The 22,232-nt window shown below is 57.3% G+C and carries 19 protein-coding genes and 1 other RNA gene; 8 read left to right on the top strand and 12 right to left on the bottom strand.

The window, feature by feature from the left end:
* Window positions 1-84 precede the first annotated feature (84 nt).
* The 7 genes from gcvP to ACMGG1_RS03450 all read right to left on the bottom strand — a co-directional run bounded on the left by gcvP (window position 85) and on the right by ACMGG1_RS03450 (window position 9,554).
* Window positions 85-2,964 carry an aminomethyl-transferring glycine dehydrogenase gene (gene gcvP, locus ACMGG1_RS03480; RefSeq protein ID WP_262256160.1) on the bottom strand — a complete coding sequence of 960 codons (2,880 nt, stop codon included), beginning with the start codon at window positions 2,962-2,964 and terminating at the stop codon, window positions 85-87.
* An 86-nt stretch (window positions 2,965-3,050) separates the two neighbouring features.
* Window positions 3,051-3,437, bottom strand: coding sequence for a glycine cleavage system protein GcvH (gene gcvH / locus ACMGG1_RS03475; RefSeq protein ID WP_020828494.1), 387 nt, complete (start codon window positions 3,435-3,437; stop codon window positions 3,051-3,053).
* A gap of 44 nt (window positions 3,438-3,481) precedes the next feature.
* Complete coding sequence (gcvT, locus tag ACMGG1_RS03470; protein ID WP_048760857.1) at window positions 3,482-4,579, bottom strand: glycine cleavage system aminomethyltransferase GcvT; 1,098 nt, start codon at window positions 4,577-4,579, stop codon at window positions 3,482-3,484.
* 549 nt (window positions 4,580-5,128) lie between these two features.
* Window positions 5,129-6,331 carry an FAD-dependent 2-octaprenylphenol hydroxylase gene (gene ubiI / locus ACMGG1_RS03465; RefSeq protein ID WP_262256162.1) on the bottom strand — a complete coding sequence of 401 codons (1,203 nt, stop codon included), beginning with the start codon at window positions 6,329-6,331 and terminating at the stop codon, window positions 5,129-5,131.
* Window positions 6,332-6,417: 86 nt separating this feature from the next.
* Window positions 6,418-7,596 (bottom strand): 2-octaprenyl-6-methoxyphenyl hydroxylase, encoded by a 1,179-nt coding sequence (ubiH, locus tag ACMGG1_RS03460; RefSeq protein ID WP_130015843.1) that lies wholly within the window; start codon window positions 7,594-7,596, stop codon window positions 6,418-6,420.
* A gap of 4 nt (window positions 7,597-7,600) precedes the next feature.
* Window positions 7,601-8,914 (bottom strand): Xaa-Pro aminopeptidase, encoded by a 1,314-nt coding sequence (gene pepP / locus ACMGG1_RS03455; protein ID WP_262256163.1) that lies wholly within the window; start codon window positions 8,912-8,914, stop codon window positions 7,601-7,603.
* Between the two features lie 61 nt (window positions 8,915-8,975).
* Complete coding sequence (locus tag ACMGG1_RS03450) at window positions 8,976-9,554, bottom strand: YecA family protein (protein WP_041414927.1); 579 nt, start codon at window positions 9,552-9,554, stop codon at window positions 8,976-8,978.
* Between the two features lie 321 nt (window positions 9,555-9,875).
* Here ACMGG1_RS03450 and zapA point away from each other — a divergent pair, with 321 nt between their 5' ends.
* The 3 genes from zapA (at window position 9,876) to ACMGG1_RS03435 (ending at window position 11,066) form a co-directional block, all read left to right on the top strand.
* Window positions 9,876-10,205: a cell division protein ZapA gene (gene zapA, locus ACMGG1_RS03445; protein WP_012146623.1), complete on the top strand. Its 330-nt coding sequence runs from the start codon at window positions 9,876-9,878 to the stop codon at window positions 10,203-10,205.
* Between the two features lie 41 nt (window positions 10,206-10,246).
* A non-coding RNA gene (ssrS, locus tag ACMGG1_RS03440) (6S RNA) lies at window positions 10,247-10,429 on the top strand.
* Between the two features lie 28 nt (window positions 10,430-10,457).
* Window positions 10,458-11,066 (top strand): 5-formyltetrahydrofolate cyclo-ligase, encoded by a 609-nt coding sequence (locus ACMGG1_RS03435; RefSeq protein WP_020828500.1) that lies wholly within the window; start codon window positions 10,458-10,460, stop codon window positions 11,064-11,066.
* Between the two features lie 46 nt (window positions 11,067-11,112).
* Here the strand turns inward: ACMGG1_RS03435 and serA are convergent, their stop codons facing one another.
* Together serA and rpiA are read right to left on the bottom strand one after the other, a co-directional pair.
* Complete coding sequence (gene serA, locus ACMGG1_RS03430; protein ID WP_020828501.1) at window positions 11,113-12,351, bottom strand: phosphoglycerate dehydrogenase; 1,239 nt, start codon at window positions 12,349-12,351, stop codon at window positions 11,113-11,115.
* Between the two features lie 324 nt (window positions 12,352-12,675).
* Complete coding sequence (gene rpiA, locus ACMGG1_RS03425; protein WP_020828502.1) at window positions 12,676-13,332, bottom strand: ribose-5-phosphate isomerase RpiA; 657 nt, start codon at window positions 13,330-13,332, stop codon at window positions 12,676-12,678.
* Window positions 13,333-13,534: 202 nt separating this feature from the next.
* Between rpiA and ACMGG1_RS03420 the strand changes: the two genes are divergently transcribed.
* Window positions 13,535-14,428: a LysR family transcriptional regulator ArgP gene (locus ACMGG1_RS03420; RefSeq protein WP_020828503.1), complete on the top strand. Its 894-nt coding sequence runs from the start codon at window positions 13,535-13,537 to the stop codon at window positions 14,426-14,428.
* A 382-nt stretch (window positions 14,429-14,810) separates the two neighbouring features.
* On the opposite strand, the gene ACMGG1_RS03415 is transcribed toward ACMGG1_RS03420, so the two are convergent.
* From ACMGG1_RS03415 to ACMGG1_RS03405, 3 genes are all read right to left on the bottom strand, one after another.
* Window positions 14,811-15,542, bottom strand: coding sequence for an oxidative stress defense protein (locus tag ACMGG1_RS03415; protein ID WP_071888896.1), 732 nt, complete (start codon window positions 15,540-15,542; stop codon window positions 14,811-14,813).
* A gap of 122 nt (window positions 15,543-15,664) precedes the next feature.
* Window positions 15,665-16,282: an arginine exporter ArgO gene (argO, locus tag ACMGG1_RS03410; protein ID WP_020828505.1), complete on the bottom strand. Its 618-nt coding sequence runs from the start codon at window positions 16,280-16,282 to the stop codon at window positions 15,665-15,667.
* Window positions 16,283-16,404: 122 nt separating this feature from the next.
* Window positions 16,405-17,223: an IclR family transcriptional regulator gene (locus ACMGG1_RS03405; RefSeq protein WP_020828506.1), complete on the bottom strand. Its 819-nt coding sequence runs from the start codon at window positions 17,221-17,223 to the stop codon at window positions 16,405-16,407.
* A 362-nt stretch (window positions 17,224-17,585) separates the two neighbouring features.
* Between ACMGG1_RS03405 and ACMGG1_RS03400 the strand changes: the two genes are divergently transcribed.
* The 4 genes from ACMGG1_RS03400 to ACMGG1_RS03385 are packed head-to-tail and all read left to right on the top strand — an operon-like array spanning window position 17,586 to window position 22,203.
* The gene (locus ACMGG1_RS03400; protein WP_115058081.1) at window positions 17,586-19,139 is read left to right on the top strand and encodes a sugar ABC transporter ATP-binding protein; all 1,554 of its coding nucleotides are present in this window, start codon (window positions 17,586-17,588) and stop codon (window positions 19,137-19,139) included.
* Window positions 19,132-20,214, top strand: coding sequence for an ABC transporter permease (locus ACMGG1_RS03395; protein ID WP_046372694.1), 1,083 nt, complete (start codon window positions 19,132-19,134; stop codon window positions 20,212-20,214). Before ACMGG1_RS03400 ends, ACMGG1_RS03395 begins: the two co-directional genes overlap by 8 nt.
* 15 nt (window positions 20,215-20,229) lie before the next feature.
* Window positions 20,230-21,330 (top strand): substrate-binding domain-containing protein, encoded by a 1,101-nt coding sequence (locus ACMGG1_RS03390; protein ID WP_142814467.1) that lies wholly within the window; start codon window positions 20,230-20,232, stop codon window positions 21,328-21,330.
* Window positions 21,331-21,342: 12 nt separating this feature from the next.
* Complete coding sequence (locus tag ACMGG1_RS03385; protein WP_262256167.1) at window positions 21,343-22,203, top strand: SMP-30/gluconolactonase/LRE family protein; 861 nt, start codon at window positions 21,343-21,345, stop codon at window positions 22,201-22,203.
* Window positions 22,204-22,232 lie beyond the last annotated feature (29 nt).

The following is a 22,232-nucleotide window of genomic DNA, read 5'->3' as shown; positions in this document are numbered from 1 at the left end:
AAGCAAGAAAACCCTCAGGGTTTAGCCATAAAAAAAGCAGCGCATAATGCGCTGCTTCCTGATGGCAAACCTCGCCGAATAAGCTTATTCGTAGTCGCTCATCGGCACACAGGAACAGAACAGGTTACGATCGCCATAAACGTCATCCAGACGCTTCACGCTCGGCCAGTATTTGTTCTCACGTACTCCGGCGATAGGGAACACCGCCAGCTCACGGCTGTAGGCGTGCTGCCAATCGCTGACCAGCTCCGCCTGCACGTGTGGGGCGTTTACCAGCGGGTTATCTTCCAGCGGCCATTCACCTTTTGCTACCCGGTCAATTTCTCCGCGAATCGCCAACATCGCATCGATAAAGCGATCCAGTTCGACCTTGCTCTCCGACTCGGTTGGCTCAACCATCAGCGTGCCCGCCACCGGGAACGACATGGTCGGCGCATGGAAGCCGTAGTCGATCAGACGTTTGGCGATATCCATTTCGCTGATACCGGTTTCTTCCTTCAGCGGACGAATATCGAGAATACATTCATGCGCCACGCGATGATCGCGACCGGTATACAGCACTGGGTACGCGTCCTTCAAACGGGTCGCAATATAGTTGGCATTAAGGATTGCCACCTGGCTGGCCTGCTTCAACCCTTCCGCGCCCATCATGCGGATATACATCCAGCTGATTGGCAGGATAGAAGCACTGCCGAACGGCGCAGCGGAGACCGCGCCCTGCTGGGTGGTCACGCCGTCGATCTGCACCACACTGTGGCCTGGAACAAACGGGGCCAGGTGGGCTTTCACGCCGATAGGGCCCATGCCTGGGCCACCGCCGCCGTGCGGGATACAGAAGGTTTTATGCAGGTTAAGGTGCGAAACGTCCGCCCCGATGTAACCTGGGGTGGTGATGCCCACCTGCGCATTCATATTGGCGCCGTCGAGGTAGACCTGGCCGCCGAACTGGTGAACGATCTGGCACACTTCACGGATGGTTTCTTCGTACACGCCGTGGGTCGACGGGTAGGTCACCATGATGCAAGACAGTTCTTCGCCCGCCTGTTCTGCCTTGACGCGCAGGTCATGCAGATCGATGTTGCCGTTCTTGTCGCAGGCGACCACCACCACGCTCATGCCCGCCATTTGCGCGGAAGCGGGGTTGGTGCCGTGCGCAGAGCTTGGGATCAGGCAAATATGACGGCCTGCTTCATTGCGGCTTTCATGGTAACGACGGATCGCCAGCAAACCGGCGTATTCACCCTGTGCGCCGGAGTTCGGCTGCATGCAAACCGCGTCATAACCAGTCAGTTGCACCAGCCACTGCGACAGTTGGCCAATCATTTGTTGGTAACCTGCCGCCTGCTCCGGTGGACAGAACGGGTGCAGTTCGGAGAATTCAGGCCAGGTGATCGGGATCATTTCCGCCGCGGCATTGAGCTTCATGGTGCAGGAGCCCAGCGGGATCATCGCCTGATTGAGCGCCAGGTCCTTGCGTTCCAGACGGTGCATATAGCGCATCATCTCGGTTTCGCTGTGATAACGATTGAACACCGGGTGAGTCAGGATCGGATCCTGACGCAGCATGGCTGCCGGGATCGACTGACTGTTTTTACTCACCGCGGCGTCCAGCGCGTCGATGTCCAGGCCGTGATCGTCACCCGCCAGCAAGGCAAACAGCGTCTGCACGTCTTCTCGTGAGGTGGCTTCGTCCAGCGTAATGCCTACGGCACCGTGAATGTCGGTACGCAAGTTGATGCCGAAGCTCAATGCACGTTCCAGCACCGCGGCCTTGTCTTTCACTTCTACCGTCAGGGTGTCGAACCAGGTTTTATGGCGCAATGCCAGCCCGGCTTGTTGCAGCCCGGCGGCCAGAATGTCGGTCAGACGATGGATGCGCCCGGCGATGCGTTGCAGGCCCTGCGGGCCATGGTACACCGCATACAGGCTGGCTATGTTGGCCAGCAGCACCTGCGAGGTACAGATATTCGAGTTGGCTTTTTCGCGGCGGATATGTTGCTCACGGGTTTGCATCGCCATGCGCAGCGCGGTGTTGCCGGCGGCATCGCGGGAAACGCCAATGATACGACCCGGCATTGAGCGTTTGAATTCGTCGCGACAGGCAAAGAAGGCGGCATGTGGGCCGCCGTAGCCCATCGGCACGCCGAAACGCTGTGCAGAACCGAACACCACGTCGGCTCCCTGTTTGCCCGGTGCGGTCAGCAGCACCAACGCCATAATGTCGGCTGCCACGCTGGTGCCGATTTTACGGTTCTTCAGCTCGGCCAGCAGTGCGCTGTAGTCGTGCAGTTCACCGGTGGTGCCGACCTGTTGCAGCAGCACGCCGAACACGCCTTGCAGCTCCAGAACTTTCTCGGCTTTATCCACGATCACTTCGAAACCAAAGGTTTCGGCGCGGGTACGCACCACGTCCAGCGTCTGAGGATGTACGTCATCAGCCACGAAGAAACGGTTGGCGTCTTTCAGCTTGCTGGCGCGTTTGGCCAGCGCCATCGCTTCGGCAGCCGCGGTGGCTTCGTCCAACAGCGAGGCGGACGCCAGATCCAAACCGGTCAAATCCAGGGTCAGGGTTTGGAAGTTCAACAGCGCCTCAAGACGGCCCTGGGATACTTCTGGCTGATACGGGGTATAAGCGGTGTACCAACCTGGGTTTTCCAGCATGTTGCGCAGGATCACCGGCGGCGTCAGCACCGCGCTGTAGCCCATACCGATATAGGATTTGTAGCGCTGATTCTGCGAGGCAATCGCCTTCAGTTCGGCCAACGCCTGATGTTCAGTTGCCGCATCGCCCACCGGCGGCGGCGCAGGCAGTTGAATGTCTGCCGGCACAATCTGTTGGATCAGCGCGCTGAGCGAGCGTGCGCCCACCGCTTCCAGCAACTGCTGCTGTTGTTCTGCAGAAGAGCCGATATGACGTTCGATGAACGCTTCGCTGTGTTCAAGTTGGCTGAGTGTCTGAGTCATTGCTACAAATTCCTGAATTCTGGCGTGGTACGGGATATAGCCTGAACTAAAACGCCCCGGCAGAAAGACCTGGGGCGTTGCATGGATTACTCGTCGATAGAAGCCTGATAAGCACCGGCGTCCAGCAGGTTCGCCAGCTCGCTCTCGTCTGATGCTTTAATCTGGAACAGGAAACCTTCACCGTAAGGCTCGCTGTTCACCAGCTCCGGAGAACCTTCCAGTTCAGCGTTTACCGCTACGATTTCGCCGCTGATTGGCGCGTAAATGTCCGATGCCGCCTTAACGGATTCCGCCACGGCGCAATCTTCGCCTGCGGCAACGACACGGCCCACTTCTGGCAAATCAACAAACACCATATCGCCCAGCAGTTCCTGCGCGTGTTCGGTGATACCTACGGTGTAAACGCCGTTACCTTCTGAACGAACCCACTCGTGGGAGGATGCGTATTTCAATTCTGTTGGCACATTGCTCATCGCCAGCTACTCCTTCGAAGAAATAAAGAATCAATAAACAAAAATTAATTAATCAGTGACTTACCGGCTCGCACAAAGCCAGGTTTGGTGACCCTGACCGGCATTTCACGGTTACGAATCTGTACGATAGCCTGTTCGCCGATACCGGCAGGGACGCGGGCCAGGGCGATGCTGAAGCCCAGGGTCGGTGAAAATGAACCGCTGGTGATCACCCCTTCATGCGTCTGGCCTGCCGCATCGGTGAAACGCACCGGCAGCTCATTACGTAATACGCCTTTTTCCGTCATGATCAAGCCGACCAGTTGTTCGGTGCCCTGCTCACGCTGTTTTTCCAGCGCGTCACGACCGATGAACTGACGATCTTCCGGCTGCCAGGCGATGGTCCAGCCCATGTTGGCGGCCAACGGCGAAATACTTTCATCCATCTCCTGGCCATACAGGTTCATGCCAGCTTCCAGACGCAGCGTGTCACGCGCGCCCAGCCCGGCTGGCTTAACGCCCGCCGCCAGCAGTTGCTGCCAGAAATCCGCCGCCTGCTCTTTCGGCAGGGCGATTTCATAACCCGCTTCGCCGGTATAACCGGTGGTGGCGATAAACAGATCCCCTGCCTGCACGCCGAAGAAAGGCTTCATGCCTTCAACCGCGTTTTTTTGTTCCGGGGTGAATAAGGTAGCCGCGCGTTCTTTGGCCTGTGGGCCCTGTACTGCAATCAGCGCCAGATCGTCACGCACCGTCAGCGTTACGCCATACGGCGCTGCGTGTTCTTCGATCCAGGCCAGGTCTTTGTCGCGTGTGGCGGAGTTCACCACCAGGCGGAAATAGTCTTCAGTAAAGAAGTAAACGATCAGGTCGTCGATTACGCCGCCGGACGCGTTCAGCATGCCGGTGTACAGCGCTTTGCCAGGCTGGGTGAGCTTGGCGACATCGTTCGCCAGCAGGTAACGCAGGAATTCGCGGGTACGGGCACCGCGCAAATCAACAATGGTCATATGGGAGACGTCGAACATACCGGCATCCTGACGCACGGCGTGGTGCTCATCGATCTGGGAGCCATAATGCAGCGGCATCATCCAGCCATGAAAATCTACCATGCGCGCACCGCACGCCACGTGCTGGTCGTACAGTGGGGTTTGCTTTGCCATCTTTTCCCTCATTCCACTCAGAAGCTGAAGATAGGGTGCTGCTACGCAATACGTCAGATTATGGCTCGTGGCCGGATTGCGTGGCGCACTGACTGCCCAACAGAAACGCTGCGTCGAAATTGACAAAAACTGCGGCAAATCGCCGCGACGCAAACGATACCTTTGCCCTGACGTTATCACCGAACGACCACATTAACCATAAGTTAAAATAGGCTGGACGGCGTTCTGCGCCAGTAAAAAGCTGGGCTAGTGTGCAGAGTTTTAAACTGGAAAACTGCGCTTTAAGGCACAAAACCAACAATTAGAGCACCAAAAATCCGAAGTTATATAACAAACCCACGGCCAGAGACGGAATTTCGACTTTTGATAACCGGTTATGAAATTAGAAAAAGTAATGGTAAAAACAGCCTGAAATTAGATTATTTCAAATGAAGGGTTATATAAGGAAAAGCTATGGGCATAAGGCGCAGATCTGCGCCTTTGGAGAGCGATAACGCTACGGGGAAACAAGACAGAAAGACCGGCAAACCGGTCTCTCTCAGGCGGTGATCAGGCCAGCCAATCCGGCAGATCGTTCAGGCCCATAGCCTGGCGCACCAGCTTCGGCTTCACGCCCGGCAGGCTGTCAGCCAGCCGCAGCCCGACATCGCGCAGCAACTTCTTCGCCGGGTGATTGCCGTCAAACAGTTCGCGGAACCCTTGCATGCTGGCCAGCATGACCGCTGCACCGTGTTTGCGACGACGCTCATAGCGGCGCAGATACAGGTGTTGACCGATGTCCTTGCCCTGACGTTGCAGGCGGCGCAATTCGGCGATCAGCTCGGCGGCGTCCATAAAGCCCAGGTTGACCCCCTGGCCAGCCAACGGATGCACGGTATGGGCAGCATCGCCCACTAATGCCAGACGGTGTGCAGCAAAGCTGCGTGCATAGCGCCCGGTCAACGGGAAGGTCTGGCGTTCGCTTTCCAACTGGCAGGCGCCAAGGCGCAGATCGAAGGCCATCGCCAACTCACGGTTAAACTGCTCGGGCTCCAGTTGCCTGAGGCGTTCGGCCTCTTCAGGAGCAACCGACCAGACGATGGAGCTTAAATGCGGATCGCTGAACGGCAGAAATGCCAGAATGCCGTCGCCGTGGAATACCTGACGCGCCGTCGCCAAATGCGGCTCTTCGGTGCGAATGGTGGCCACCAACGCATGATGGCGGTAGTCCCAGAAGGTCAACGGGATATCGGCATGCTGACGCAGCCAGGAGTGAGCGCCGTCGGCGCCGATCACCAGCCGGGCAGTCAGCATGCGGCCGTCCTCGAGGGTGATAAACGCGTCGTTTTCGCCCCAGGCTACCTGTTTGAGCGCCGCCGGGGTAATCAGCGTGACATCGCTCAGGCTTGCCGCCCGTTTCCACAACGCCTGCTGGATCACCGAGTTTTCAATGATGTGGCCGAGGTGGCTGAAGCCGCATTCGTCACCGCGGAAGGCAATCTTGCCGAAGCTGTCGCGATCCCACACTTCCATCGCGTTATAGGCACTGGCGCGCAGGTTGAGGATCTCGTCCCAGACGCCAATATGCTGCAGCAGGCGCTCGCTGGCGGCGTTGATGGCGGATACGCGCAGTGCCGGCTGTGGCGACGGCGGTGTCATATCCGGTTGCTGATGCTCCAGCACCGCAACGCGCAGGCCGCTGCCCTGCAATCCGCAAGCCAGTGCCAGCCCCACCATACCGCCACCGGCGATAACCACGTCAAATGATTGCATGCTGCTTAATTTCCTTAAATGACGCGCTGCGCAGTGATTGCCCAGCGCTTTTGGGCGCAACACGCTGCGCCGCTACTGATTATTGCCTAGCGATCTACCCATCCCAAAGTCCGCTTGGCAAAGGCATCACGCACCGCCGGCAATTGGGCCATCGCCATCAGACCGAGATTACGTCCGACCACCAAAGGACCGTAACGGTTGGCGAACAGCCGGATCAAACCGTCGGTGACGCCAATCGTCGCTTGCTGATCCTGCTGGCGGCGTTGTTGATAACGACTCAACAACGCATAGCCACCGGGATCTTCCCCGTCCTGCTGTGCCTGGGCCAGCGTTTCCGCCAGCGACATCACGTCGCGCAGGCCAAGGTTGAACCCCTGACCGGCGATCGGATGCAACGTCTGGGCGGCATTGCCCACCAGAGCCAGCCGATGGCTGACGTGCTGATTAGCGGTCAATAGGCTGAGCGGATAGCTGTGGCGCTTACCGGCACGCAGGATCCGCCCCAATCGCCAGCCGAACGCCTGCTGCAATTCATTGATAAAGCGTGCATCGTCCCACGCATCAACCTGTTCACGATCTTCGCGTGCATGGCACCACACCAATGAGCTACGTCCCTGGGACATTGGCAACAGCGCCAAAGGCCCGTAGCGGGTGAAACGCTCAAAGGCACGCCCTTGCGGATGCACTGCCGTGGTTACGTTGGCGATGGTGGCAAACTGCGGATAGTCACTTTGCTGCCATTGCAGATTACAGGCCTGAGCCAGCGCCGAGCGCGAGCCGTCCGCTGCCACCAGCAATTTTCCACTGATACGCCGACCATTATCCAGCAATACCTCGGCCTGCTCCGCCGTGCGCACCACATCGACCACTCTGGCCGGACAATGCAGCGTGACGCCGGGTGCCTTGGCCAGCAACGCAAACAACCGTTGCCCGGCGTCGTGCAGTTCAATCACCTGCCCTAGCGCGTCAACCTGATAATCTTGCGCGTACAGATTAACGAACCCGGCGTGACCGCGATCGCTGACGTGTACCTCGGTGATGGCCGTCGCACAATCGCGCAATGCCGGCCAAACGCCGATACGCGTCAACTGTTGGCAGGTGCCCTGCGCCAAGGCAATGGCGCGGGCGTCAAACCCCGGATGGCTACGATCGTCCGGTCGGGTGGCTTCGACCAGATCAACCGCCATTCTTCCCTGAGTGAGCGATGAAATGGCCAGCGCCAAGGTCGCGCCCGCCATGCCGCCGCCAACAATAATTACGCTCATGCCGTTACCTTGCCGCCGCCATCAGTGCTTCGATGGCGTCAGCGTCTTTCACTACGCTGGCGGTCAGGTTTTCATTACCGTTGGCAGTGATCACAATGTCGTCTTCAATGCGAATGCCCATGCCGCGGTACTCTTCCGGCACGTCGGCATCCGGCGCGATGTACAGCCCTGGCTCGACGGTAAACACCATGCCCGGCTCCAGCGTGCGGTCACGGTTTGGCGTGCCGTAATGCCCAACGTCGTGCACATCCAGCCCCAGCCAGTGGCCAAGTCCATGCATGTAGAACTGACGATGGGCCTGTTCGGCAATCAACTGCTCCACTCCGCCCTTCAGGATCCCCAGTTCCACCAGCCCGGTGATCATGATGCGTACCACCTCATCATTGACCTCACGGATACTGGTACCCGGTTTGAACAGCTCCAGGGCACGCGTCAGCGATGCCAGCACGATGTCATACACCGCACGCTGCGGCCGGCTGAACTTGCCGTTGACCGGGAAGGTACGAGTGATGTCGCCCGCGTAGCCTTTATACTCACAGCCGGCGTCGACCAGCACCAGATCGCCATCGCGCAATTCACTTTCATTTTCTGTGTAGTGCAAAATGCAGGCGTTGTCACCGCCGCCGACAATGGTGTTGTAAGACGGATAACGAGCGCCAAAGCGGGTAAATTCGTGATGAATTTCCGCTTCAAGCTGGTATTCGAACATGCCGGGGCGGCATTTCTGCATCGCGCGGGTATGGGCCAGCGCGCTGATTTCACCGGCGCGGCGCATGATCGCCAGCTCTTCAGACGATTTGAACAGGCGCATTTCATGCACCCATGGACGCCAGTCGGTCACGGTCGCCGGTGCCTGAAGATTCTGGCGGAAACCCTTACGCAGCTTGTCCAGCGCGTCGAACAGGATTTTATCGGCGTAGTCGTATTGGCCCTGCCCGTGGTAAACCACGTCCAGGCCATTGAGCAACAGGGGTAATTGATCGTTGATTTCATCGAACGGCAGCGCGCGGTCCACGCCCAGTTTCGCCGGAGCCGCTTCTTGCCCCAGGCGACGGCCAAACCAGATTTCCGCCGTCAGGTCGCGCACCCGGTTGAACAGCACGCTGTGGTTGTGCGTCTCGTCGCTCTTGACCAGAATCAACACCGAACCCGGTTCGTTGAAGCCGGTCAGATACCAGAAATCGCTGTTCTGACGGTAGGGATATTCGGTATCTGCACTGCGCGTCACTTCCGGCGCAGAGAAAATAATTGCCGCGCTGGCCGGAGCCATTTTAGCCAACAGCGCCTGACGGCGGCCGTTGAATTCCTGCTGAGTCATCACCTTCTCCTGAAATCAATCTGCCTGTGCTCACGGCCGCTAAGGACGTGAAATCGGGTGTTTAGTGCAAGGTCGGTTTGGCATTTTCCGGCGCCGTCGGCTTATGGCGGGTAAATTCGGTGTGGCACAAAATGGCCGCCACACGCACGTACTCCACCACTTCCTCCAGAGAGTGCTCAAGCTCTTCCTGGTCTTCGTCTTCGTCATAACCGAGCTGAGCGATATTGCGCAGATCGTCGATCGCCTCGCCCACTTCGTCTTTCACCTGCGCCAGCTTCGGCTGCATCATGCCCAGCCCCAGCAGGAAATGATTCACCCAACCGGCCAGCGCATCGGCGCGGTCAAACACGCTGACGGTTTCGCCTTCCGGCATCATCAATTGGAACATGAAGTCGTCGTCTTCCAGCGTTTCACGCGTTATTTCATGAAGTTGCTGTAACGGCAGGCTCAGCGCCTGCGGGAAGGCCACGCCTTCATTGGTCAGATCGTAGACCAGCGATTGCCAGCCAGCGTCGCGGCTGCCACCGCACAGCAGGCCGCTGATCAGGCCGTGCATTTCTGCTGCGGTTAACGCCACCGCTTGCTGGTTGAGAGCAACGGTCAAAGATTGGTAACTTGGAAATGTATTCTGTATAGACATGCGCATTCGTCATCGTTGGCAGGATAAGTTCGTGTTATGCTACCACCAAGGTCCGTCGCTGTACCAGATAAGCGCGACACCTCAGTGGCTAGTTATAATCGTGATGTGTCAGAACTCACACGCTGCCGGCAGGGGACGAAATGACGCTAAATACGCATTTTGAAACCCTTTTTTGACTGGTAATGTCTGACGCAGTAGATTACAACCAGGTACTGAAAAAGGGGTTGTATCTTGGTACCGAGGTATATATAGTGGCGCCCGCTTTGGTAGGCCCGGTCAGGGCAAGCTGGGGCTGGCGCGAAATTTAGGCAGGAAGGTGGCATGTCTGCACAACCGGTAGATATTCAAATTTTTGGTCGCTCTTTAAGAGTCAATTGCCCGCCAGAACAACAAGATGCGTTGAACATGGCCGCGGTCGATCTTAACGAACGGTTGCAAGATCTTAAAGTTCGCACTAGAGTCACAAATACTGAGCAGCTCGTTTTCATCGCAGCATTGAACGTTTGTCATGAACTTGCTCAAGAACGGTTGAAAACCCGTGATTATGCGTCCAATATGGAACAACGCATTCGCATGCTGCAACAGACCATTGAACAGGCTTTGCTTGAACAGGGTCGCATCTCTGAACGTCAGGATGCACAATTCGAATAACTTAAGTTGCTGAAACCTCAGGTTTTGGCAATGAGTAAAAAATTTCTCTGAGATGTTCGCCAGCGGGCCAGTCCCCTGAGCCGATATTTAGTACCAACAGAATGTGATGATCCGCGATCGGTGTGCATGCTCGGCCCGCCGAGAAGCCTTAAGATTGCGACAGCACGTTCACCTTGAACCATGGGTTCAAGGGTTACAGCCTGCGACGGCATCTCGGAGATTCCCCCTTCCTCAGCGGTATGTGTGCTGACTATGTCTTTTCAAGCCCAGTATGCCCAGCAGCGGCAAAATATCCGAAATCAAATCCGTCAGCGTAGACGCGCTCTAACGCCTGAACAACAACAACAATCCTCCCTGCAGATAGCTGAACGCATCGCTGCACATCCACGCATCCTGGCAGCGCAGAATATCGCGGTATTTTTGTCGTTCGACGGTGAGCTAAATACCCGCCCGTTGATTGAACGGCTGTGGCAGTTGAGCAAGCAGGTTTATCTGCCCGTATTGCACCCGTTCAGCAAGGGTAATCTGTTATTCCTGCATTACACCCCTGAAACGCCGCTGGTGCACAACCGCTTCAACATTCTCGAGCCCGAGCTCGACGTGCGCCACGTGCTGCCATTGGGCTCGCTCGACGTGGTACTGACGCCGTTGGTGGCCTTTGACAGCGCGGGCCAGCGCCTGGGGATGGGGGGTGGCTTCTACGATCGCACGCTGCAAAACTGGCAACACCGTGGCCCTTATCCGATAGGCCTGGCCCATGATTGCCAGCAGGTCGAACAGGTGCCGGTGGAACACTGGGATATTCCGCTGCCGGAGATTGTTACCCCCGCGCAGAATTGGGTTTGGCAGATCGTTAAATAGCAAAAGGCCGGATAAATCCGGCCTTTATTAGTTACAGCACGTTCAATCAGAACAGCAAGCGAGCACGGATAGTGCCGTCAATCGCCTTCATACGTTGCAATGCCGCATCGGCACGCTCGGTTTCCGCTTCAATGTCGATAACCACATAGCCGATTTCCGCACCGGTTTGCAGGTACTGCGCGGCGATGTTCACCCCTTCTTCAGCGAAGATTTGGTTAATCTGCGTCAGTACACCCGGACGGTTTTCATGGATGTGCAGCAGGCGGCTGGCGTTAGGCCCATGCGCCGGCAGGGACACTTCCGGGAAGTTTACCGCCGACAGGGTTGAGCCGTTGTCGGAATATTTCGCCAGCTTGCCGGCCACTTCGTCACCGATATTCTCCTGCGCTTCCTGAGTGGAACCGCCAATGTGCGGGGTCAGGATCACGTTATCGAATTCGCAAAGCGGTGAGTTGAACGGCTCGCTGTTGGTCGCAGGCTCTTCCGGGAAGACGTCGATCGCCGCGCCGGCCAAGTGCTTGCTGGCCAATACCTTGCACAGTTCCGGAATATCCACCACGGTGCCGCGCGAAGCGTTGATCAGAATCGAGCCCGGCTTCATCAGTGCCAGCTCTTCTGCACCCATCATGTTTTTGGTTGAAGGGGTTTCCGGCACGTGCAGCGTCACCACATCGCTCATATTGAGCAAGTCTGACAGGTGGCGCACCTGCTGAGCATTGCCCAACGGCAGCTTGTTCTCGATATCGTAGAAGAACACTTTCATGCCCAGGCCTTCGGCCAGGATGCCCAGTTGGGTACCGATATGGCCGTAGCCGATAATCCCCAACTTCTTGCCGCGCGCTTCAAACGAGCCCACGGCCAATTTTTGCCATTCGCCGCGGTGCGCTTTGGCGTTGGCGGATGGAATGCCGCGCAGCATCAGCAGCAGTTCGCCCAGCACCATTTCGGCCACGGATCGGGTATTAGAGAAAGGTGCGTTAAACACCGGAACGCCGCGTTTGGTCGCCGCCTTCAGATCAACCTGGTTAGTGCCGATGCAGAAACACCCTACCGCCACCAGCTTTTCTGCAGCGGCGAAGACTTCTTCGGTCAGATGCGTACGCGATCGGATGCCGACGAAGTGAGCATCGCGGATGGATGCCTTAAGCGCTTCGGTGTCTAACGCACCTTTGTGATATTCAATGTTGGTATATCCGGCTGCCAGCAGATTATCTACCGTGCTCTGATGAACCCCTTCCACCAACAGGAATTTAATCCTGTCTTTCTCCAATGATACTTTTGCCATTTACCCGACCCTATGTTCAGACTTCAGAAGCGGCTGTTGTTAACAGCACGCATCCAACATAACAAAAATAACGCGGGCGGCAATACAAACGATTGCCCGCCCGTCAGTACAAGGCTCAGCGATGTTGGCGGTTTGTGGCAGAAAATGCCATAGGGAAAGAAATAGACAGAAGCTTTGTGGAGCTAACGCTGACAATGTGACATATGTCACCAAATTTGGCGCTTTAAAGAAAAGATATTTTAGCCAGTGAATTATGCGGTCCGCTGGGATCCAAGATAGTATTCCAGAGGGGCGCCATGGCGACGCCCCTGCTAACACATGCGGTTATTCGACGACTTTCACACCTTCAGGCGTGCCGACCAGCGCCACATCGGCGCCGCGGTTGGCGAACAAACCGACGGTCACCACGCCGGCGATACCGTTGATTTTGTTTTCCAGCGCGATGGCGTCGACGATGCTCAGGTTGTGCACATCGAGGATCACGTTGCCGTTATCGGTCAGCACATTCTGACGATATTCCGGCAAGCCACCCAGCTTCACCAGTTCACGCGCCACATAGGAACGCGCCATCGGGATCACTTCGACCGGCAGCGGGAACTTGCCCAGCACGTCGACCTGCTTGCTGGCATCGACGATGCAGATAAATTTGCGCGCGATGGCGGCAATGATTTTTTCGCGAGTCAGCGCGGCACCGCCGCCTTTGATCATCTGCATCTGGCGGTTGATTTCATCCGCACCATCAACGTAAATATCCAGAGAATCCACTTCGTTGCTGTCGAACACGTGGATGCCGAGGCTTTTCAGCTTGGCGGTGGAGGCGTCGGAGCTGGACACCGCCCCTTCGATTTGGTGCTTGATCGAGCCGAGCGCGTCAATAAAGTGGGCGGCGGTGGAGCCGGTACCTACCCCAACGATGGTGCCAGGGGTTACGTAATCCAGCGCGGCCCAGCCAACCGCTTTTTTCAGTTCATCCTGCGTCATAATATGTCCATTGCCTCTGTACGAAAACGTGTGCGTATTATAGGGTAAATCGCTATTTTTCACTCAGGCAGGATCACACTTCTTCACCCTAAGCCGCATTTTTAGGCGCGTCGCGGTAAAGTCGCGCGGTGATTTTCCACCTGTAAAACACCCCAGATGTGGCATAGTGCCTGTATCTATTACTGTAAGGGATATCTTTCCGATGAAACGCCCAGACTATCGAACGCTGCAAGCGCTGGACGCGGTGATCCGTGAGCGCGGCTTTGAGCGCGCCGCGCAAAAGCTTTGTATCACCCAATCGGCAGTATCCCAGCGCATTAAGCAGTTGGAAAACCTGTTCGGCCAACCGCTGCTGGTCCGCACCGTACCGCCGCGCCCGACCGAGCAGGGCCAAAAATTGCTGGCGCTGCTGCACCAGGTCGAGTTGCTGGAAGAAGAGTGGTTGGGCAACGACACCGGTATCGACACGCCGTTGCTGCTGTCGCTGGCGGTCAACGCCGACAGCCTGGCCACCTGGCTGCTGCCGGCGTTAAAACCGGTGCTGACGGACTCCCCTATCCGCCTGAACCTCCAGGTGGAAGACGAAACCCGTACTCAGGAACGTCTGCGGCGCGGTGAAGTGGTCGGCGCGGTGAGTATCCAACCGCAGCCGCTGCCGAGCTGCCTGGTAGACCGGTTGGGTGCGCTGGACTATCTGTTTGTCGCCTCGAAGGGTTTTGCCGAGCGCTACTTCCCGAACGGCGTCACGCGTTCTGCGCTGCTAAAAGCGCCGGCGGTGGCGTTCGACCATCTCGATGACATGCACCAGGCTTTCCTGCAGCAGAACTTTGATCTGTCGCCGGGCAGCGTTCCCTGTCATATCGTGAACTCATCGGAAGCCTTCGTGCAGTTGGCTCGGCAGGGCACCACCTGCTGTATGATCCCGCATCTGCAGATTGAGAAAGAGTTGGAGTCGGGCGAGCTTATCGACCTTACACCGGGCCTGTTCCAGCGCCGCATGCTGTTCTGGCACCGCTTCGCGCCGGAAAGCCGCATGATGCGTAAAGTGACCGATGCCCTGCTGGAGCACGGTCGTCAGGTTCTGCGTCAGGATTAAAAGGTAAAAAGGTTCGCCGCAGCGAACCTCAGATTACTAACAAAGTTGTTTTAAGTCCGAGATTCCCCGATCTCGCGTACCGAGAGGCTATTGTGGGATGCATCCCTGTATCCCCCTCCGGGCCGTTGACCACTTCAGCACGCTCTCGCTAATAACAGGTTTTATCAGCAGTTTGAAAAACCTGACTTATACCCTAGATAATTGGAGTTGCATCACAACAAAACCAAGGGTTTTGTTGTGATGCGCTTGCGCTGGCCCCAACGGGGCGAGGCTTTGCCGAGTAACGCGGCCAGGGCGGGAGTCCCCAGGAGCTTACTCAAGTAAGTGACTGGGGTGACTGCCTGCAGCCAACACAGATGCAGCTTCAAGTATGACGGGTATGTTACTGCGCCGTGTTGCGCTGCAGCTCGAAGACTACATCGACCTGATCGTCAAAGTGAATGCTCTGCTGCTCGTAGGTTTGCGCCACGTCGCTTTCCGCAGCGGCTCCCGCCGCTTTGTACATGCGCGCTACCGGCATCGGCTGGTAGTTGGCGACGTGATAACGAATGCTGTAAACCGGCCCCAGTTTCGCGTTGAAGCCTTTCGCCAGTGAAGCCGCCTGCTGCGTGGCGTTCTCGATGGCTTTCTGACGCGCCTGCTCGCGGTAAACATCCGGTTTGGCTACGCCCAACTCAACGGCGCGGATCTCGTTCAGGCCAGACTTCAACGCGCCGTCCAGCAGCTCGTTCAACTTATCCAACTGACGCAGAGTTACCTGCACCTGACGAACTGCACGGTAGCCTTTCAGCACCGACTCACCGGTTTTCAGGTAATCGTATTCCGGCTGGGTGCGCAGATTTGCGGCGCTGATGTCTTTCTTCTCGATATTGTTTTTCTGCAGGAAATCAAAATATTGCGCTACGCGCTCATCGACCTGCTTCTTCGCCTGTGCCGCGTCTTTAGAAGAAACGCTGACCTCGATCGCCAGGGTGGCGATATCTGGAGTGGCATCAACGCTTGAAGTGCCAGAGGTCACCACGTGCGGCCCTTCCGGCACTTCAGCCGCTTGCAACGCCAGCGGTAACGTCCCTAATCCAATCATTGCGGCCATAGCCAATGCTTTAAGCTTCACAGAGTCTCCTTGATGACAGGCTGTAACTGATTACCGGCCTTTCTCGACTGAAAACGGCCGGTTCCTTGGCATCAAACGTAGCATATCGCACGGGCTTTTGAATTCGGATTAGTGACAAATTCTTATAAACTTGCGCCCTGCCAGGCCAATTGCAATGCGATGCCCCACATCACCACGCCGACCAGCGTATTGATGACGCGCTGTGCCATTTGGGTCTTCAACCAGGGTGCCAGCCAGGAAGCCAACAGCGCCAGCGCGAAGAACCAAAGAATCGACGCGCTCACCGCCCCCAGCGCAAACCAGGAACGAACGTCCGGCGCCAACTGACCGCCCAGGCTGCCCAACACCACAAAAGTATCGAGATAAACGTGCGGATTAAGCCAGGTTACCGCCAGCATGGTCACCACCAGCCGCCAGCGACTCTGCTTCAGTTCCTCGGCCGTTGCCAGCGCCAATTGGCGGCTGAACGCGGTGCGAAACGCCCCCCAGCCGTACCACAACAGAAAGGCAACCCCGCCCCAGGTGACCAACGCCAGCAGCAACGGCGAACGACTCAACAACGCGCTCCCGCCGAAAATCCCCCCGCAAATCAACACAACATCGCTCAATGCGCACAGTGAGGCGACCATCAGATGATACTGACGGCGGATGCCCTGGTTCATGACAAAAACATTTTGCGGGCCCAGCGGCAGGATCATCGCGGCGCTCAGGGCAAAGCCCTGCAGAAAGACAGCTAGCATGGTATTCCTCACAGAAAGAGTGCGCCGGTCAGCGGCGCGTGTCGGTCAACACGCGCATCATAGGAGGAAAAAATTATTAGGTGAAATTGATATTTCTAATCAACTATCAGCAATGCTAATAATCAGGCGGGAATGACAAAACCCAGCTCCTGAGAAATGCGCTGTGCGGTTGCCAGCACTGGCTTAATCAGGGCTTTAACGCCGATTTGCTGCAGTTTGGCGGTCGGCAACGATACCGATACCGCGTAGGGCACCCGCTGTTGAATATCAAACACCGGCGCCGCTACGCAGGACACGCCCAGCTCATTTTCTTCGCGATCCATCGCCATGCCCTGTTTGCGAATGTCGGCCAATTCCTCATACATCTTCGGTAATTCGGTAATGGTATTGCGCGTCAGCGTCTGGATCTCATGCTGATGTGTCTGCCAGTAGTGTTCCGGATAATCACTGTTGCCGTAGGCCATAAATATCTTGCCCATCGCCGAGCAGTACAGCGGCATATGCTGACCGATATAGGCACGAGTGCGCATCATGCCGGTGGTGGGCTCCAGCTTGTAGATCAAAATAACGTGGTCGTCTTCACGGCTGGAGAAGTTTACCGTCTCCCCCACCTCAAGATTGAGCTGCTCCAGATGTGGTGCGGCAACGTGGATAATATTCAGCGAAGAAAGCGCTTTCTGGCCGACCGAAATGAACTTGGTGGTCAGGCGATAGCTGCCGGGCGACGGCGCCTGTGTCACATATCCGCTGGTATGCAACCCTTGCAGCAGGCGATGGACGGTGCTTTTGTTCATGCCGGCCAACTCAGACAGATGCGCCAGTGGGCAGCCGTTAGGGAAGTTGCTCAGGATCTCAATCAGTTGCAATCCGCGGAACAGGCTTTGACTGCCCAGGGGTTTGTCTTTCTTGTCATCTTTCTCTTCGACAGCTTTCAAGCTCATTGCGCAATTTCTCCAGTGTCGAACCGCCGGCCAACGCCACGGCGTGGCAAACGGCCCCTTTGCCGGGAATGTTACCCCAAGGCCCGCATCAGGTGAAGACGGAACGCCGTTTCATTGTCAGCAGCAGGTTAAAAATGCGCAACACTCTGCTAACCCCTGAAGTGAGTTGTACGTCACAATTCCGCAAAGACATAAATAACCAGTTGTTTTAAAACAAGAATTAAAACACCTCCGGCTTTGCTTTAGATTGGCGTTCGTCATATTATTTTTGAAATTGAATTTCGCATATTGAAATTTAACGGACATATAAACACCAGAAAGCATAAATCAGATTGCGTATTTCACTATCAGGGGCGCATCACATGACACCAGATAATGCGGAACAACCCATTCTAACCCTCAGCCATATCGTTAAGCGCTTTGGCGGCAACGTCGCGGTAAACGACGTCAGTCTGCAGGTGATGCCGGGCGAAGTCCTGGCCCTGCTGGGCGAAAATGGCGCCGGCAAATCGACGCTGATCAAAGTGCTGGCCGGGGTGTATCCACGCGACGGCGGCGACATTCAGTTCCAGGGCACCAGCATAGCCTCCGCCGCGGCGATAAAAAGTGACAGTCGCCAGCCTATTGCCTTTATTCATCAGGACCTCGGGCTGATCGAATGGATGACGGTAGCGGAGAACATGGCGCTGGTGATGGGATTCCCACGCCGCTTCGGCCTGATCGATTGGCGAGCCATTCGCCGCCGCGCCGCTCAGGCGCTGCAGGATGTCGGCATCGCGCTGGATCCCGACGCCAGGGTGTTCGAACTGTCGCGCACCGAGAAATCGCTGCTGGCGATCGCCCGGGCGGTGGCCGTTAACGCCGAACTGCTGGTGTTGGATGAGCCGACCGCCTCGCTGCCCGCCAACGATGTGCGTCATCTGTTTGCCGTCATTAACCGGCTGCGCGACAAAAAGGTCGGCATGATTTACGTCACCCATCGGCTGGACGAAGTGATCGAGATTGCCGACCGGGTATGCGTCATGCGCGACGGCCGCTATGTGGCGGGCGGCAATACCGCCGACTATTCGCTGCGGGATCTGGTGCAGATGATCGTCGGTGAGGCAATGGCAGAAGATCAGCGCGAGCCCCTGCCGGAAAATCAGCCGCCGGTGTTGCAGCTCAATCACGTGGTGGTGGGTGATATCGGCCCGGTCAGCTTTAACCTGCAGCCCGGTGAAATGCTGGCGCTGGCCGGCCTGCGCGGCGCAGGCCAAGAAGAGATTGGTCGCCTGCTGTTCGGCCTGCGTCATGCCGATGAAGGTGAAATCCGCTTTCGCGACCAACCCTATAGCGCCAGTAGCCCACAACAGGCCATGGCCTGCGGCGTTTCGCTGGTGGCGGGTGACCGTACCGGCGAAAGCCTGGTGATGTCGATGAGCGTGCGTGAAAACCTGTTTATCAACCCTTGTGCCAGTGGCCACAAGCTGCTTTCCCGCTACAGCCGCCGGGCCGAAATCGGCGCCAGTTGGTGGAAAGTACAGCTGTTCGACGTGCGGCCCAAGGACGTCAATATCGATATCAGCGCCCTGTCCGGCGGGAACCAGCAAAAAGTGGTGATGGCGCGCTGGATGCACCTCGGTGCCCCATTGCTGATCCTGGAAGATCCCACCGCCGGTGTAGACGTAGGGGCCCGGGCGGAAATCTATCATCTGTTAAATAAATCCCTGGCTGACGGCATCGCGGTGTTGGTGATCTCCAATGACTTTGAAGAGATCGCCCATATCTGCAACCGCGCACTGGTATTCAACCGGGGAAAAGTGGTCGGCGAGCTGAAAAATCAGCAGGTGTCATTCGCCAATTTATTGGAACTGGCCTCCGCCAGCTCCGGGGAACCCCTCGCGACAACGTTAGAATCTGAGGTAGGCCATGTCTAAAACATCTGTTAAATCAACGGCACTGGAGCAAAGAGTCAGCCTGTCGCAGGACGGTGCCGGCCCCTGGCTGATGCAGGTTCTCACCCGCTACGGCCTGCTGCTGCTGTGCGTTGCGCTAGTGGTGCTATTTTCGCTGATCGCACCGTCTTTCGCGTCCATGCTGACGCTGCAGGCAATCCTCTCCAGCAAAGCCAAGATTGCGCTGCTGGCACTGGCGGCGACCATCCCGATGATCGTCGGCAAAATTGACCTCAACGTCGGTTTCGGCATCGTGCTGTGGCATATCCTGGCCATCACCCTGCAGGTGGAATACGGCTTTTCGTGGCAGATGGCGGTACTGACGGTGCTGGCCCTTTCCGCTCTGTACGGCCTGCTGAACGGCATTCTGGTGGCACTGGCGGACATCGACAGCTTCGTCGCCACGCTCGGATCCGGCACCGTGCTGTATGCCATTGCGCTGTGGCACTCCGGCGGGCGACAGATCGTCGGCGATCTGCCGGATGCTTTCATCGCCCTGCACCATACCGAGATCGGCGGGATCCCGATCGTCGCATTCTACGTGCTGATCGTCGCCGTGGTGCTGTGGTTAATCACCGAACATACCCCGCTTGGCCGCTGCATGTACGCCGTGGGCGGCAATCCGGCGGCGGCACGGCTGAACGGCATCTCGGTCAATCGCTTCACCATTGGCGCCTTTATCGCCTCCAGCGTGCTGACCGGCTTCAGTGGCGTACTGATCGCCGCCGAACAGGGCGTTGGTCAGGCCAGCGTCGGCATGGACTACCTGCTGCCGGCGCTGGTCGGCGCCTTCCTCGGCAGCACCACCATTCGCCCGGGCCGGGTTAACGTCTGGGGCACCGTGGTTGGCATTGCCATTCTGGCTATCGGCATCGCCGGTATCCAACAGTTCGGCGGTGAATTCTGGGTCGAGCCACTGTTCAACGGTGCGACGCTGTTGCTGTCGATCACCCTGGCGGGCTATGCCCAACGCCGCCGGTTACTCAATCAAAAAGCGGTACAACGCAGCCCAGCCGCTACGGCTGATAAAAATAACCAAAAAGCGATCAATCCTTAACCAGGAGTGCACCGAATGAAACGTATTTGGATATTACCGACCACCCTGCTGCTGGCCAGCGCTGCTTCATCCGCCTGGGCCGACGCCTATCTGGATCAGGCCACCGCAGCGGTCGCCAAGGCGACTGCCAGCGTGACTCAGTGGGACGGCCCCACCAGCGGGCCACAGCTGCAAGCCAACAAGAAAATCATCTTTATCGCTTCGGACATGAAAAACGGCGGTGTGCAAGGGGTGCAGGAAGGGCTGAGCGAAGCGGCGAAAGCCGCGGGCTGGAAGCTGGAAACCCTCGACGGCGGTGGCTCGGTGAAAGATCAGCTGGCCTCGCTCAATCAGGCGATTGCCCAAAAACCGGACGGCATAGTGATCGGCGGCTGGAACCCTAACGTCGCCAAGATCCCGCTGAAAAAGGCCATTCAACAAGGCATAGTGCTGACGGCCTGGCACGCGGTGCCGGAGCCGGGGCCAATCGCCAAGTACAACGTGTTCTATAACGTCACCTCTGACTCTAACGAAGTGGCGCGCATTGCCGCCCAATATGCCGTGGTGCAGTCCGGCGGCAAAGCCAGCGTGCTGATCTTCACCGATTCGCTGTACCAAATCGCGCTGGACAAGGCCAACGTGATGAAAGAGGAGATCGGCAAATGCAGCGGCTGCAAGGTGGTTGAGTTTATCGATACCCCGCTGGCGGACACAGCCAACCGCATGCCCGCCATGACCTTCAGCCTGCTGCAGAAATACGGCGATCAATTCCAGTACGCACTGGCGATTAACGATTTGTATTTTGACTTTATGGCACCGGCACTGAAAACCGCCGGTAAGGGCGGTACCCATGCGCCATACAGCATTTCCGCCGGCGACGGCTCGATTTCGGCCTATCAGCGCATTCGTTCCGGCGGCAGCCAGTCAGCCACGGTACCTGAGCCGCTTAAACTGCACGGCTGGCAACTGCTGGATGAGTTCAACCGCGCCTTCGCCAAACAGCCACCTTCCGGCTACGTGACCCCGGCGCACCTGGTGACCCGCGACAACATCACCGCCGACGGCGGCGCCAGTAACCTGTATGACCCGCAAAATGATTATCAGGGCCATTACAAAGCCATTTGGGGCGTGAAGTAAGCGGAGGTCAGCATGAACGAACTGATGGCGGGCCCGCCGCTCGAACGCCTGTGCTCACCGGCCATTTGGGCCGAGGGGCCGGTGTGGCTGCCCGCGCAAAATGCGGTGGTGTTCAGCGATGTGAAAGGCAATCGCATGTTCCGCTGGTCGCGACAGGGGGAACTGAGCCTGTGGCGCTCCCCGTCGCATTATGCCAACGGCAACGCACGGGATGCCGAAGGCCGCGTGGTCAGCTGCGAGCACGGACGACGCGGCATCAGCCGAACCGAAAGCAACGGTGAGGTGCAAATGCTGGTCGATCGCGTTGACGGCAAGCGTTTCAACTCACCCAACGATCTGGCGGTGCGTTCCGACGGCACCCTTTGGTTTACCGATCCGCCCTACGGCATTATCGGTGACGAAGAAGGTTACAAGTCGGAAAGTCAGATCGTTGGCTGTTACCTTTACTGCTTCGATCCCCGCGACGGTTCGCTGAACATCGCGGCCAGCGATCTGCAGCGCCCTAACGGCCTGGCATTCTCGCCGGATGAATCTCTGCTGTACGTGGCGGATATGTCGATCGTCGATTTCCCAACCCTGGGCCGCAGAGAGCTGCGGGTGTATCAGGTTAACGGACGTGAACTTAACGCCGGACGCCGTTTCGCCACCGTGGCCCCCGGCTTCCCGGACGGCTTTTGTGTCGATGCGTTTGGAAACATTTTTTGCAGCTGTGCCGACGGCATACTGATCTTCGACAGTCAGGGAACACAGCTCGGTAAGATCGAAGTGCCAGAGCGGGTTTCCAACTGCACGTTTGGCGGACCAGACGGCAATGAGTTGTACATCACCGCCACCACTTCGCTGTACCGCAAAATACTGAATACGCGAGGGTAATTAGTCATAAAGGCCAAAGCAGAGCGGGC

Origin of the sequence: Serratia sp. BNK-12 (assembly GCF_047456085.1) — a bacterium.
Lineage (GTDB): Bacteria > Pseudomonadota > Gammaproteobacteria > Enterobacterales > Enterobacteriaceae > Serratia > Serratia liquefaciens.
This window is presented reverse-complemented; position numbering and strand designations above follow the sequence as displayed.